Genomic DNA, 12,962 nt, shown 5'->3' with positions numbered 1-12,962 from the left:
TAACTATCTAAGTATCCCAGCCTGTGGCAGTGGTTTTGCCCTATCGCTTGCAAAAATTCTTTTACCGTTAATTAAATCGTATTTCCAAATAGGTGCGTTTGCTTTAAAATCTTCTACAAATTCTTCTAAATATTTAAAACCCTCGCGCCTGTGTTTTGTAAAAACCGCACACAAAAAGCTTGTTTCCCCTACCATAACATCACCAAAACTGTGGGCCATCATTATTTTCGCATCTTCTAGATTATTCCATTTTTTAAACCACTGATTCAGCATAGGAAGATATAAATCAAAACTAAGCCCATCAATCCCTTTATCGGGTCTGACTATGCCGATAAACGGAATCATTGCGCCAAAACCTTCCAATTTAAAATTCTCATACCATCTCTCAACCGTTTCAATTACGGGAACACCGCCGTTAAAAACCTCGACCATTATATTCCTTTCATTTTTCACTTTACTTAATTTTGCATTCTCCACTCACTACTCACCACTCACTATTTCACCCACCGCAAACAGGAGGTAAAATAGATATTTTATCTCCGTCTTTTAATTCTATTTCAAGCGTATTAATCAATTTATCATTTAAGGCTACAGCCGAATTTTCAAGCCATTTTTTTAAATTTTCGTCTTTATTCAAAATTTCTCTTAATTCTTTTAAACTCTTAACTTCCACTTCTATGGCTTTTTTGTTAATTGGTCCTAAAAATTCTACTTTTACCATTTGATTCCTTTATGTTAAAATTCCAAAAAAAGGTCAATATGAAAATCGGTCATATCAATTATTTAAATCTTTTACCATTTTACCAATTTTTGAAAAAAAAGAATATCCCTATAATAAAAGGTGTACCTTCAAAGATAAATAAATTATATAAAAAAAGAATTATTGATGCGGCTTTTATATCTTCAGTCAAAGCAAAAAACGAACAATGTTTTAATGCAGGTATTGCTGTAAAAAGAAAAGTAAAAACCGTACTTTTGTGTCCTGGTGAAGGGTTTGATACAGAAAGCGATACATCCAATATGTTAAAAAATATTTTAAATTTAAAAGGGCAGGTTGTAATAGGGGATAAAGCATTCAGGCAGAAAAACTGTATCGATTTGGCAGAAGTATGGCATAAAAAATATAAACTGCCTTTTGTATTTGCCTGCTTTTGTGCAAACAAAAACCATAAAAAATACGAAAAACTGATAAACGAATTTTTAAGAAAAAAACAAAAAGTGCCTTTTCTTACACTTAAAAAATATGCTACAAGACTTGGAATTTCCACAAAAGAGGCAAAAGATTATTTAGACAATATTATTTATTATCCTCTCGGATGGAGGGAGAAAAAAGCCCTTAAACTGTTTTGGAGAAAATCAGATGAATATTTACGAAATAGAAAAATTACCAGAAATTGACAACGAACTATTTAAAACTTTATTAAAACACAAAAACATTGAAATTAAAAAAATTATCTCAAACACTCTAAAAACTCCCCAGACTTTTATTCAAAAAGAGGATGAATTTGTGGTTTTACTAAAAGGATGTGCCAAAATAGAAATAAACGGAGTTGTTAAAAAGCTAAAAAGTGGAGATACTTTATTTATTCCTGCAAATACACCGCATACTCTTTTAAAAACCAAAAAAATTGCCATCTGGCTTGCTATTCATATATATAATACTTTTAAATAACGAAAAAGTAAAAATATTACAGCGTTGCGGAATTTAACGAAAATTTTGCGTTAAAAAATTGCATTTAACCCGTAAGGGCTGCGTAGCTGTTTGCAATTTTTAGCAAAATTTGAATGGTGCGTTAGCAAAATGAAGCATTGAACTGTAATATTTTTATCTTTGTAGTTTTTTACTAACTATTAGTTTTTAAGTTTTTCAATAGCCTCGCTTAAATCGCTAAGAGGTTGTAATTCTCCATTTTCCACTATATACCACTCTCTTTTGTCAAATTTGCCCCCGTTTTCAAGCCTGCATTCAATTACATCGTCTTCATTAAGCTCAACATCCCACGAAGTTTTGTAATATTTTTTCTTTTTACACCATTCTTTCCCGTTATCGTTAAAAAATTCCCTCTCAACCCGCTCATCCGCCATATAAAGTTTTGCAATGTAAGCCGGACCGTGTTTTAAAGGGTTAAAACATTTGGGAGTTTTAAAAGAAAACCAATTTGTTTTTCTTTTTTTAATCTCAGCTTTTACATCTTCTAAAAGTTCTTTTAGCTCATCTAATGATAATTTGCTCAGGTTCATTAAAATACTCTTTACTTATACAGTGAACACTTCCATGCTGTCTGATTAACACATTTGCATTTATCGGAACAATTTCCCTGTCCGGAAAAATTTCGCAAAACAAATCATAAACATATTTGTCTTTTTCATCCTCATAAACAGGAAGCAAAACCGCATTGTTTATTATTAAAAAATTGGCATACGTTGCAGGAAGCCTTTCACCTTCATATATTTTAGGGGAAGGCAGAGGCAGAGGGATTAAATTAAACTTTGTTTTTTTAAGCTCTTTTTCCATTTTCTTAAGTTCATTATAGTGAATATCATTTTTATCTTCACATAAAGAGTAAACTATTGTATCTTTATTTATAAATCTTGCAAGTGTATCAACATGAGAATCTGTATCATCCCCTTCCAAAGATCCGTGATTTAGCCAAATAACTTCTTTTACAAAAAGTTCACTTTTTAAAAATTCCTCAATTTCTTCTTTACTCATTGGATAATTTCTATTTTCCTCTAAAAGACACTGAGATGTTGTAAGTAAAACTTCCCCGTTTGTATCAATACTTCCGCCTTCAAGCACGAAATTATAGCTTTTATGTAACTTAAAAATTTTTCTATTAATTACATTATCCAAATTGCTTGGAAATTTAAGCCCCCAGCCGTTAAATTTAAAATCAAGCAGCTTAACTTCATTATCAATTTTTACGCTGATAGCGCCAAAATCCCTGGCCCATGTATCATTGTTTTTAATTTTTTTAAAAATAAAATTTTTATGCTTTAAATGCTTTATGGTATTTTCATCTTCATAGCAGATCAAAACTTTTTGATGTCTCGCTATGGCATACGCAATTTCGCTAAAAGTCTCTATTGCTTCATTTAAACAACAGGCCCAGTCTGTATTTTTATGTGGAAAAACAAGCTGGATAAAGCTTTGTTTTTCCCATTCAGGCAACAGATAATTCATAGTTTTTTATTTTCTTTTGGAAGTTGATTTTTTTGAGATTTATTTAAAACTTTAATATTAAAGGGGCTATATGTCGGCAAATTCAAATCTTTTTCTATTTTTTCCACGGCACTGTTTATTTTTTCCTTATTTTTGTCTGAAAAGATATAAAAATTTACATGTCCCACTTTTAATTTATCATGTGAGAGATATTTACCCACAAGATAAACTTCAGAATCAGAAACACTGTTTTTAACGGCGGATGAAATTTTATCTATATATTTTTCAGCATCTTTTAACAAATCTTCTCTTTCTTTAAGTTTTACATCAACAGTTTCTTTAAGCCTCACGTCTGTAAAAAACCTGTAAGCGACCTCAAACAAAAAAGTAAGCACCAACACTACAAAGGATGAAGCAAGGGAATTAGGATTTGTTTTTAAATTATAAGATATTAAAGTAATGATAGAAACTAAACAAAGTAAAAATCCAGCCAACGGTATAAAAGGATTAGAATCTGTGTATTTTGAAAGTTTAAAATTGGCAAGATTAACAAAAGAAAATATCATCAAAAATCCCAGACTTCCTGCAATTGAAATATTTTCCAGATTAAATGTAAGTGCAAAAACAATGGTAAGAACAGCTAAGATTAAAAGACCCTCGGTTCCGTGTTTCCAGATATTTTTAGTTAAATTTTTTGGAAGTTCCCCAAATTTGGCTATCAGATAACTGACCCTGGCACTCCCGTATAATGTGGCGTTAATAGCGGAAGAAGTGGATAGAAGTGCGGCAATTCCTATTAATATAAATCCCGCTTTTCCCAAAAAAGGTTTGGCCGCCACAGCCAAGACATAATCCTGGTATTTTTGAACATCTTCGTAAGATACATTTGCAACCGTTACAATACTGACTAAAACGTAAATAAAAATAGTTGTAGACACAGCTGCGTAAAAGGCTTTTGGAAGTGTTTTTTCAGGATCTTCCACATCCTGGGCTGTATTTGCGATAAGTTCAAACCCCTCATAAGCTAAAAATATTATAAGACCGCCTGTCATTAAATTTAATAAACTCTCCCAATGAGAAGGCGAAAGTTTACTAAAATCCCCTGTAAAAAATCCCAACACAGAAAATATAAGAAGTATTCCAACTTTTACAAAAACCATTACATCTTCGGCTTTCCCGCTCACATATGCACCAAAAAAATTAATTATGGTAAAAAATGAAATTACTATAACTATAAATATTTTTTTGGCCAAATCCATTTCACCGCCTAAAAACAAAGCAGATGCATAACTGCCAAAAGCATAAGAATAAAGTGCAAGCATTATTATATAAGAAGCAAGTAAAAGAGTATTTAAATAACCTGTAAACAGATTATTTTTAAAAGCCCTCACCAAGAATTCAACCGTTCCGCCTTCTGATGGGTATCTGACAGAAAGCTTGGCATATGAATAAGAAGTTATAAGGGCTATAATGCCCGCAAAAATAAATGAAATTGGAGCCCCGCCTTTTGCCAAAAGGATTGTAAGTCCCAAAACGGCAAAAATACCGCCTCCTATCATACCGCCGATACCTATGGAATAGGCTTCCCAAAATCCTATTTTTTTCATGCAATATATCCTATATGAATCAAATAAAGTAAAGCCAATCCAAAAATAATCCTATAAACTCCAAAAGGTATAAGCGTATATTTTTCAACAAATTTTAAAAACCATTTAACGGCAATATAGGCCGAAACAAAACTTACAATAAATCCAACGGCTAAAATAAGGCCGTTTTGGTCTTTGAAATTGTGGATATTTTTTACAAACTCATACCCGCTTGCCGCAAACATTGTCGGAATTGCAAGCAAAAAACTAAAATCAGCAGCCGTTTTTCTTGTAAGTCCCCCAAGCATTCCGCCTACGATGGTAGCACCGCTTCTACTGGTGCCAGGAATTAAGGCAAAAACTTGAAAAACACCTATTATAAATGCCTGTTTGAAATTTATTTTTTCAACCTCATTTATTTTATTTTCTTCATTATACAGTTTTTCAACTATAAAAAAGACAATCCCGCCTATTATAAACATCCAGGCGGCAGTTGTGACAGTAAAAAGCTCTTTTATCTGATGCCTGAGTATAAATCCGACAACGGCAAGAGGCAAAAATGCCAAAATTACCTTTTTCCAAAGTTCAAATTCTTTAAAATTGATTTTATTAAGATATATCATTACAATAGCCAATGTAGCACCAAGCTGAATGATAACCTCAAAAGCCACATTGCTAACAGTCTGTTTTAAACCAAGAAGAGTGGAAACTATAATCATATGAGCAGTAGAAGAAATTGGTAAAAATTCTGTAATCCCCTCTACTATCCCTAACACAACACTATCAATTATATTCATTAATTCTCCTTATTTCATAATGCACAACTCACAACTCACTACTCACCACTCACTATATATTCCTTGGGTCTGCAATTTTTCCTGCGATTGCACTTGCCGCCGCTACCGCTGAATTGCTAAGATACACTTCACTTTCCCTGCTTCCCATTCTTCCTCGGAAATTTCTGTTTGTAGTGGCAACAGCCCTTTCTCCGTCTCCCAAAATCCCCATATATCCGCCAAGACAAGCTCCGCAGGTAGGATTGGCGACAACAGCGCCCGCATCTATTAACGTATCGAGAATTCCTTCATGCTCAGCCTGTTTGTAAATTCTCTGGGTTGCAGGAGTTACTATTAACCTAACTCTTTTATGAACTTTTTTTCCTTTTAGAATGTTTGCCGCAGTTCTAAGGTCGCTTAAAGTTCCGTTTGTACAGCTTCCTATATATACCTGGTCAATTTCAATATCATCTTTTACCGCCTTACTTATCGGTTTTCCATTACTCGGCAGGAATGGATAGGCAACAAGCGGTTCAAGTTTGCTAACATCTATTTCAATTATTTTTGAATATTTAGCATCAAGGTCTGAGTAGTGGATTTTCGGCTCAGACCTCAATGGATTAAATTTTTTTACTTCTTCTAAAAAAGCCTCAGTTATTTTATCATAAGCAATAATTCCGTTTTTTGCCCCGGCTTCTATTGCCATATTACACAAACTCATCCTGTCATCCATCGGCAATTCTTCTATTACTTCGCCTGTAAATTCAAGAGCTTTATATAACGCCCCGGCAACTCCTATTCTTCTGATTAACTCAAGTATCAAATCTTTTCCATAAACGTGCTCGCCTCTTTTGCCGGTAAATACCACTTTTATGCTTTCTGGTATTTTAAACCAGCTTTTTCCGGTAATCATACAAAAGGCAATATCAGTACTTCCCATTCCTGTAGAAAAAGCCCCAAGCGCCCCGTGAGTACAGGTATGAGAATCAGCTCCGATTATTATGTCTCCTGGAATTACAAGTCCTTTTTCAGGTAATAATCTGTGTTCAATTCCCATATCTTTTTCATCAAAAAAGTTTTTTAAATTATGCTCATACGCAAAATCCCTGTTTATTTTTGCCTGATTTGCACTTGCTATGTCTTTTGGGGGAATGAAATGGTCCAAAACTATTGCAAAATTATCCGGTTTTGCCAGTTTTTTAGCCCCGCTTTCTTTAAAAGCTTTAATTGAAATTGGGGTGGTAATATCGTTTCCTATTGTCATATCAACATCACACATTATAATTTCACCAGGTTTAACAACTCTACCTAAATGCTGAGCAAATATTTTTTCAGTAATTGTCATAGGCATAAAAATCCTTTTTTTATTGGAATTATATCAATTTGCTATAATAATAACAAAAAGGCTTTTTATGGCAAAAATATTTATTTTTATTGGAGTGATTTTTATAGTTATAGGCCTTATTTTATATTTTTTTAAAGATTTTCCGCTGTTTCATCTGCCGGGTGATATTGTAATTCAAAAAGAAAATTTTAGTTTTTATTTTCCTATAACTTCTTCAATTATTATTTCAATTGTTTTAAGTGCTGTTTTTTATATCATATCAAGGTTTATGCATTGAGACTGTTTATTGCAACACCTGTTAATCTGCCGGTTTATCAGACTATTAAAAACGATTTTAAAGATGTGATTGATGGCAAATGGGTGGAAGGTTGGAATTTACATTTAACTCATAAATTTATAGGGGAAGACGAACCGGAGAAATATAAAATTAAATTGAAAATGCAAAATGGAAAATGGAAAATTAATGGGATAAATCTATTAAAAAATAAAATTTTATATTTGCAAGTTGAAGGAAATGATTCAATAAACAGAGAAATAAATAAAAAATTTAATCTAAAAAACGATAAACCCTTTTTAGCTCACATTACACTTTGCAGAATTAAAAACATAAAAGATAAAGATAAATTAAAAGAAAAAATACAAAAATGGCAACATATTAATTTTGAATTTCCGCTTGAAGTATACCTTTACAAATCAACTTTAACAAAAAAAGGCCCTATATATGAAAAAATTTACAAATACTAAAGCGGTAGCTCTTAAATATAAAGCTTATGAGCAAAACGCTCCAAAAGTTATTGCAAAAGGAAAAGGCGAAATTGCACAAAAAATCATTCAAAAAGCCAAAGAATTTGATGTGCCTCTTTTTCAAAATGAAGAACTTGCCGATATGCTTTTAAATATTGAAGTAGGAGAGGAAATACCTCCAAAAATGTATGAAGCTGTCGTGGAAGTTTTTATATGGCTTTATAAACTTGAAGAAAGGGCACAGCTTAGTAAATAAAAAAGTTCCAAGTGCCGAGTAAACAAGTTCCAAGTGGCCAAGTTTTAAGTGAAAGACACTGACTAAATAATGAAAAAGTAAAAATATGACAGCGTAGCGGAATTTAGCGAAAATTTTGCGTTTAAAAAATTGCACCGAACCCTTAGGGCCTGCGTAGCTGTTTGCAATTTTTAGCAAAATTTGAGCGGTGCGTTAGCAAAATGAAGCTCTGAAGCTGTCATATTTTTATCTTTGTAGTTATCCTTGTATATTTTACCATTTAGTCAGTACCTAAGTGAAAAGTTAAAAATAAGCTTTGCTCATCTGGCTGATAAAAAAGCGGCCACGATGAAAAGTGTAGAATTTTGGTAAAATAATAAAAAAGGAGGGGAAATGGAAGATTTAAAAATTTTATCAAAAATTGCAAGACTTTCAATTTTAGAAGAATTTGAAGGCAAAAAATTAATTGATAGAGACGAATGGTTAAAAAAATATCCTTTTTTGGCTGAAAAAAGAGCCTGTTTTGTAACTTTAAAAAAGAAAAATCTGCCAAGAGGCTCTAACCTTAGAGGGTGTATAGGTTCAATTTTACCATACAGACCTTTAATAGATGATGTAATTGAAAATGCAAAATCAGCAGCTTTTGGCGACCCAAGATTTGAACCATTAAGAGAGGAAGAATTCGATGAGATTGAAATAGAAGTAAGCGTACTTACTATCCCGGAAAAACTTGAATATGAAGATGTAAACGATTTAAGAAATAAAATCAGACCGGGCGTTGACGGAGTAATTTTACAGCTTGCAAACAATCAGGCGACATTCCTGCCAAGCGTATGGGAAGAGCTTCCAAATTTTGATCTGTTTTTTGCACATCTTTGCTTAAAAGCGGGACTTCCGGGAGACTGTTTACAATACCATCCGGTAATTTATACCTATCAGGCAATAGAAGTTAAAGAGGATTAATTTTTCTTCTTTTTTGCAGACAGAAGATAAAACACAAAAATAATAGAAAATTTTTTTAAAAATCAAAAATTAGATTTGTTATATAGTTTTACAACTAAAAAAGAGATAATTATTGCCAAAATCAGCCTGATAGAAATCAATATCCATATGCTTGCCCCAAAAATGGCAAAAAGGGCGGTATCTTCAATAACCGAATGACATATCATTAAAAAAGTTCCGATAAACAGTATATCTTTTTTTGAGAGTTTTTCTTTTTCTTTAATCAATATTCCTGCCCCGTAAGTTATTCCGAGAATCAAACCTGTTACAATTGAAAAATGTGAACTTATATTTTTATCTTTAAAAAATTTAGCTTTTATAAAATCCATAAAGATTATGATAACTGAGATTAAAACAATAATTTTTAATGCAAGTATTGAAGCATTATAAACAGAATGCAAAAGCATATCAAAAAAACTGTTATAGTGGCTTATTTCAATATTTTTTGAAACTGCCCCCCCGCTGAAATTAAAATTAAACAGTTTAAAAATATAAACAGCCAAGGTCGCAACGCTTATTCTTAAAACTGTAGAATACAAAACAGAAATACCAAGTTTTTTCATTATTGCATTTTCCACAGGCAAAGCATGCGCTATTCCCATAAAAAGCCCAAGGGCAGTCCATTCGTATGGGTTAAGATTTAAAGGTGCGGCAAATGCAATCCCGGCATAAATATTAAAAAGCATCCCAGCAGCCAAACTCAAAGCAAGCTTATCATCGAAGCCCAAAATAAACGTAAAAGGTTTAAACAAAAAAGACATATGTTCTAAAACATGAAAATAGATTAAAACATCAGCCAAAATATAAAAAGGAATAACAAGTTTTATTATAACTAAAGCTGTTTTTATTATACTTCCCACCTGTTTTTACCGTTTCTTTTTGCTATATACAGTTTTTCATCCGCCCGTTTTATCGTATCAAACAAATTGTTGTCAGTTTCGTAATTTAATTCGCTTATTCCAATGGAAACGCTGACACTTATCTCTTTTTCGTCATTTATTTTTATTTTTTCCTCTTCTATGGCTTTTCTTAATTTTTCAGCGATTTTTATAGCTTCTTTTAATTTTACATCTTCTAAAATAATTACAAACTCTTCCCCTCCGTAACGTATAAAAATATCATCTTTTCTTAAAATCCCTCTTACAATTTCTCCTATTTCACTTAAAACCATATCTCCTACATCATGTCCGTATGTATCGTTTACTTTTTTAAAATCGTCTATATCAAACATTAATACTGAAACCTGTTTTTTTAAAGTTTTGTATTTCAAAAATAATTCATGTTCTTTTTCTTCCAAAAATCTTCTGTTGAATGCACCGGTTAAAACATCAATATAAGCTTTATTGTAATATTCTTCGTTTTTTGAGCGTAAAATATTTATAAATGCTTTTATTTCCTTTGCAGCGTCTATTATAGCTTTTTGATGAGCGTTAATTTCATTTTTTACCTCAAAAGTTTTAGGAAGTTTGTCAAACTCCTGATTTTTTAACAACTTTACATAAATATCTGTTTTATTAAGCTCTTTTATAACATAATTTAACATTCTAAAATAAAAAAACCATCCCATAAGCAGTATTAATACAAATATAAAAACATAACCTAAAATATGTACAACAATATCTTTAAACATTATTTCATTTCTATCGGCTAAAATTATTTTTCCCAGTTCGTTTCCAAAATAATCTTTTAAATCAATTTTGGTAATAAAATATCTATTCTTTTCTATTTTATCCCCCAACAGTCTATATTTATTTTCAATTAAAGGGCATTTTTTATAACTTTTATAAAATTTCGGCATTAAAGAAAATTTAAGCAGTTTGTCATTTAAAAGAATAGATATTTTTTTAACCCCCAAAAGTTTAAATCTGTTTATTAAAAAATCTATATTTTGAGCGAAAGAAACGCTGCCAACAATTTTTGAATCAACCTCTATTGGAAAGACGGCCCTAAATCCCGGATATTTTGCACAAATATAATAAAATACATCAGGTTTTTTTGCAGTTTCTATATTTAAAATATCAAGTCTTTTTTTTGAGACATCAAACATTTTTGTATTGTCGTTTGGAAAATCCAAAAAATTAACAGCGGGATATTTAAAAAAATGAAGTTCCTCAATAAGATTTTTTTTATGCATAATATTAAAAAGCGACAAAAATTCATTATAAATTAAATTAGGATTATTTTCTTTATATGCTTTTTTAACCAAAGGAGAATTGGCAAAATATTTGGCAATTGAAAACAAATAGTCTCTGTTTTCTTTTATTATTAGATTATATTCTTTTATCCTTTTTTGATGAATTCCCTCATTCATTTTGGCTTTTGCATAATTTATAGAATCAAAAACAATAAAAAAAAGCAGTATTATACTTGTAAGAAAAACAAAAGAAGAGAAAATAAAAAAATATTTTTTCACTAATCCGCTTTAAGTATCGCCCCGTTAGCAGCGTTTGTAACAAGGGCACGGTATTCCCTTAACCATTTTCCTGGCACCTCTTTTTTAATAGGGGTAAATTCTTTTTTTCTTTTTTCAATTTCTTCATCGCTTAATTTTACATTTATAGAAAAATTATCGGCATCAATTTCTATAATATCCCCGTCTTTCAAAAGTCCAATCATTCCGCCCTCGGCCGCTTCAGGACTTACATGCCCGACGCTTAATCCTCTTGTGGCACCTGAAAATCTCCCATCAGTTATAAGGGCAACTTTGTCTCCAAGCCCCATACCCATAATTAAACTGGTAGGTGCCAGCATTTCCTGCATTCCAGGTCCGCCTTTTGGTCCTTCGTATCTGATTACGACAACATCTCCTTCTTTTACTTTTCCACCTGTAATTCCGTCAATTGCCTCCTGTTGGGAATTAAAGCATACCGCACGACCAGTAAATTTTCTACTTCCGACAATTCCGGCTGTTTTAATAACACATCCTTCTTCAGCCAAATTACCGAATAAAACGGCAAGCCCGCCCACTTTACTAAACGGTTTTTCAACAGGTTTAATTATAGAATAATCAAGCACTTTAGCATCTTTAATTCTATCGGCAACACTTCCGCCTTCAATTACAGGATTATCAGTGTAAAGTATTACATCGCTTCTTTTTGAAATTTCTTTCATAACCGCACTGATCCCGCCGGCTTTATTAATATCTTCCATATGAACTGTCTGAAGTGAAGGGGAAATTTTTGCAATATGGCTTACATGTCTTGCAATTTCATTAATTTTAGCCAAATCAAAATCAACCCCGGCTTCTTTTGCAATAGCCATCATATGTAAAACCGTATTTGTACTTCCACCCATCGCCATATCCACAACAAACGCATTATGAACCGCTTTTTCATTGATAATATTTTTTATTCTATACTGTTCATAAAGTTTTTCGTCTTTTGCAATTTCGCAGATTCTTCTGGCCGCAAGTCTTAGAAGCTCTTCCCTCTCAGATGTAAGCGCAGGAACGGTTCCATTTCCTTTAAGGGCAAGTCCCATAGCTTCTATTAATGTATTCATAGAGTTGGCTGTAAACATACCAGAACAGCTTCCTCCCCCCGGACATGCATTACATTCTAATTCGTATAAAGTATTCTCATCAATTTCACCTTTTTCAAATTTACCAAGACCTTCAAATACTGTAGCAAGGTCAATCGGAGTTCCGTCTTTCATATGTCCAGCTCTCATAGGTCCGCCTGTCACTACAATAGTAGGCACATTTACCCTGAGTGCCCCCATAACCATTCCCGGAGTTATTTTATCACAGTTTGGAATACAGATAAGCGCATCAAATTTATGAGCATTCATCATGGTTTCTACTGAATTTGCAATAAGCTCACGGCTTGGCAGAGAATAAAGCATACCGTCGTGCCCCATTGCAATACCGTCGTCTACACCGATTGTATTAAATTCAAAAGGCACACATCCGTTTTTTCTAATTTCATCTTTTACAATTTCCGCATATTTATTTAAAAAAAAGTGCCCTGGAACTACTTCTATAAAAGAGTTTGCAACGGCAATAAAAGGTTTTTCAAAATCTTCATCTTTAAGTCCTGTAGCTCTGAATAAACTTCTGTGAGGAGCTCTGTGCCATCCTTTTTTTACTTCATCACTTCTCATTTTATGTCCT

General features: G+C 32.4%; 16 protein-coding genes. 6 read left to right on the top strand and 10 right to left on the bottom strand.

Annotation, left to right across the window (positions count from 1 at the left end; genetic code table 11):
- Positions 1-3 precede the first annotated feature (3 nt).
- Together DZ67_RS0108680 and DZ67_RS0108675 are read right to left on the bottom strand one after the other, a co-directional pair.
- The gene (locus DZ67_RS0108680) at positions 4-432 is read right to left on the bottom strand and encodes a molybdopterin synthase catalytic subunit (protein WP_024788240.1); all 429 of its coding nucleotides are present in this window, start codon (positions 430-432) and stop codon (positions 4-6) included.
- A 67-nt stretch (positions 433-499) separates the two neighbouring features.
- On the bottom strand, positions 500-721 hold the full coding sequence (locus DZ67_RS0108675) for a MoaD/ThiS family protein (RefSeq protein WP_024788239.1): 222 nt from the start codon (positions 719-721) through the stop codon (positions 500-502).
- 38 nt (positions 722-759) lie between these two features.
- Between DZ67_RS0108675 and DZ67_RS0108670 the strand changes: the two genes are divergently transcribed.
- Together DZ67_RS0108670 and DZ67_RS0108665 are read left to right on the top strand one after the other, a co-directional pair.
- A complete protein-coding gene (locus DZ67_RS0108670; RefSeq protein WP_024791591.1) occupies positions 760-1,398 on the top strand; it encodes an MqnA/MqnD/SBP family protein in 639 nt (212 codons plus the stop codon).
- Positions 1,361-1,672 (top strand): cupin domain-containing protein, encoded by a 312-nt coding sequence (locus DZ67_RS0108665; RefSeq protein ID WP_024790325.1) that lies wholly within the window; start codon positions 1,361-1,363, stop codon positions 1,670-1,672. The genes DZ67_RS0108670 and DZ67_RS0108665 overlap by 38 nt, the downstream gene beginning before the upstream one ends.
- 179 nt (positions 1,673-1,851) lie before the next feature.
- On the opposite strand, the gene DZ67_RS0108660 is transcribed toward DZ67_RS0108665, so the two are convergent.
- Genes DZ67_RS0108660 through leuC form a run of 5 tightly spaced genes read right to left on the bottom strand, consistent with a single transcriptional unit; the run spans position 1,852 to position 6,876 of the window.
- Positions 1,852-2,241: a hypothetical protein gene (locus DZ67_RS0108660; protein ID WP_024791590.1), complete on the bottom strand. Its 390-nt coding sequence runs from the start codon at positions 2,239-2,241 to the stop codon at positions 1,852-1,854.
- Positions 2,213-3,184 (bottom strand): agmatine deiminase family protein, encoded by a 972-nt coding sequence (locus DZ67_RS0108655; protein ID WP_024791589.1) that lies wholly within the window; start codon positions 3,182-3,184, stop codon positions 2,213-2,215. The genes DZ67_RS0108660 and DZ67_RS0108655 overlap by 29 nt, the downstream gene beginning before the upstream one ends.
- Positions 3,181-4,770: an APC family permease gene (locus DZ67_RS0108650; RefSeq protein ID WP_024791588.1), complete on the bottom strand. Its 1,590-nt coding sequence runs from the start codon at positions 4,768-4,770 to the stop codon at positions 3,181-3,183. The genes DZ67_RS0108655 and DZ67_RS0108650 overlap by 4 nt, the downstream gene beginning before the upstream one ends.
- Positions 4,767-5,546, bottom strand: a complete 780-nt coding sequence (locus tag DZ67_RS0108645) for an undecaprenyl-diphosphate phosphatase (protein WP_024791587.1) — start codon at positions 5,544-5,546, stop codon at positions 4,767-4,769. Before DZ67_RS0108645 ends, DZ67_RS0108650 begins: the two co-directional genes overlap by 4 nt.
- A gap of 52 nt (positions 5,547-5,598) precedes the next feature.
- Positions 5,599-6,876, bottom strand: a complete 1,278-nt coding sequence (leuC, locus tag DZ67_RS0108640; protein WP_024791586.1) for a 3-isopropylmalate dehydratase large subunit — start codon at positions 6,874-6,876, stop codon at positions 5,599-5,601.
- 61 nt (positions 6,877-6,937) lie between these two features.
- Here leuC and DZ67_RS0108635 point away from each other — a divergent pair, with 61 nt between their 5' ends.
- From DZ67_RS0108635 to amrA, 4 genes are all read left to right on the top strand, one after another.
- Positions 6,938-7,147 (top strand): DUF2905 domain-containing protein, encoded by a 210-nt coding sequence (locus DZ67_RS0108635; RefSeq protein WP_024788232.1) that lies wholly within the window; start codon positions 6,938-6,940, stop codon positions 7,145-7,147.
- A complete protein-coding gene (thpR, locus tag DZ67_RS0108630; protein ID WP_024788231.1) occupies positions 7,144-7,614 on the top strand; it encodes an RNA 2',3'-cyclic phosphodiesterase in 471 nt (156 codons plus the stop codon). The genes DZ67_RS0108635 and thpR overlap by 4 nt, the downstream gene beginning before the upstream one ends.
- The gene (locus DZ67_RS0108625; RefSeq protein WP_024791585.1) at positions 7,592-7,870 is read left to right on the top strand and encodes an EscU/YscU/HrcU family type III secretion system export apparatus switch protein; all 279 of its coding nucleotides are present in this window, start codon (positions 7,592-7,594) and stop codon (positions 7,868-7,870) included. The genes thpR and DZ67_RS0108625 overlap by 23 nt, the downstream gene beginning before the upstream one ends.
- A gap of 372 nt (positions 7,871-8,242) precedes the next feature.
- On the top strand, positions 8,243-8,812 hold the full coding sequence (gene amrA / locus DZ67_RS0108620) for an AmmeMemoRadiSam system protein A (RefSeq protein WP_024791992.1): 570 nt from the start codon (positions 8,243-8,245) through the stop codon (positions 8,810-8,812).
- A 62-nt stretch (positions 8,813-8,874) separates the two neighbouring features.
- Here the strand turns inward: amrA and DZ67_RS0108615 are convergent, their stop codons facing one another.
- From DZ67_RS0108615 to ilvD, 3 genes are read right to left on the bottom strand one after another with little or no spacing between them, the layout of a single operon-like run.
- Positions 8,875-9,711, bottom strand: coding sequence for a hypothetical protein (locus DZ67_RS0108615; RefSeq protein ID WP_024788228.1), 837 nt, complete (start codon positions 9,709-9,711; stop codon positions 8,875-8,877).
- Positions 9,699-11,264, bottom strand: a complete 1,566-nt coding sequence (locus DZ67_RS10315) for a sensor domain-containing diguanylate cyclase (protein ID WP_024791991.1) — start codon at positions 11,262-11,264, stop codon at positions 9,699-9,701. Before DZ67_RS10315 ends, DZ67_RS0108615 begins: the two co-directional genes overlap by 13 nt.
- On the bottom strand, positions 11,264-12,952 hold the full coding sequence (gene ilvD, locus DZ67_RS0108605; protein ID WP_024791036.1) for a dihydroxy-acid dehydratase: 1,689 nt from the start codon (positions 12,950-12,952) through the stop codon (positions 11,264-11,266). Before ilvD ends, DZ67_RS10315 begins: the two co-directional genes overlap by 1 nt.
- Positions 12,953-12,962 lie beyond the last annotated feature (10 nt).

Source organism: Lebetimonas sp. JS138 (assembly GCF_000523335.1).
GTDB lineage: Bacteria > Campylobacterota > Campylobacteria > Campylobacterales > Nautiliaceae > Lebetimonas.
Note: the sequence above shows the minus strand (reverse complement) of the source record. Positions and strands in the feature narration are given on the sequence as shown.

Coding starts and splice junctions, on each gene's coding strand:
- DZ67_RS0108680 (WP_024788240.1), bottom strand. CDS start 432: ATGGTCGAGGTTTTTAACGGCGGTGTTCCCGTAATTGAAACGGTTGAG.
- amrA (WP_024791992.1), top strand. CDS start 8,243: ATGGAAGATTTAAAAATTTTATCAAAAATTGCAAGACTTTCAATTTTA.
- ilvD (WP_024791036.1), bottom strand. CDS start 12,952: ATGAGAAGTGATGAAGTAAAAAAAGGATGGCACAGAGCTCCTCACAGA.
- DZ67_RS0108635 (WP_024788232.1), top strand. CDS start 6,938: ATGGCAAAAATATTTATTTTTATTGGAGTGATTTTTATAGTTATAGGC.
- leuC (WP_024791586.1), bottom strand. CDS start 6,876: ATGCCTATGACAATTACTGAAAAAATATTTGCTCAGCATTTAGGTAGA.
- DZ67_RS0108650 (WP_024791588.1), bottom strand. CDS start 4,770: ATGAAAAAAATAGGATTTTGGGAAGCCTATTCCATAGGTATCGGCGGT.
- DZ67_RS0108655 (WP_024791589.1), bottom strand. CDS start 3,184: ATGAATTATCTGTTGCCTGAATGGGAAAAACAAAGCTTTATCCAGCTT.
- DZ67_RS0108670 (WP_024791591.1), top strand. CDS start 760: ATGAAAATCGGTCATATCAATTATTTAAATCTTTTACCATTTTACCAA.
- DZ67_RS0108665 (WP_024790325.1), top strand. CDS start 1,361: ATGAATATTTACGAAATAGAAAAATTACCAGAAATTGACAACGAACTA.
- DZ67_RS0108625 (WP_024791585.1), top strand. CDS start 7,592: ATGAAAAAATTTACAAATACTAAAGCGGTAGCTCTTAAATATAAAGCT.
- DZ67_RS0108660 (WP_024791590.1), bottom strand. CDS start 2,241: ATGAACCTGAGCAAATTATCATTAGATGAGCTAAAAGAACTTTTAGAA.
- DZ67_RS0108645 (WP_024791587.1), bottom strand. CDS start 5,546: ATGAATATAATTGATAGTGTTGTGTTAGGGATAGTAGAGGGGATTACA.
- DZ67_RS0108675 (WP_024788239.1), bottom strand. CDS start 721: ATGGTAAAAGTAGAATTTTTAGGACCAATTAACAAAAAAGCCATAGAA.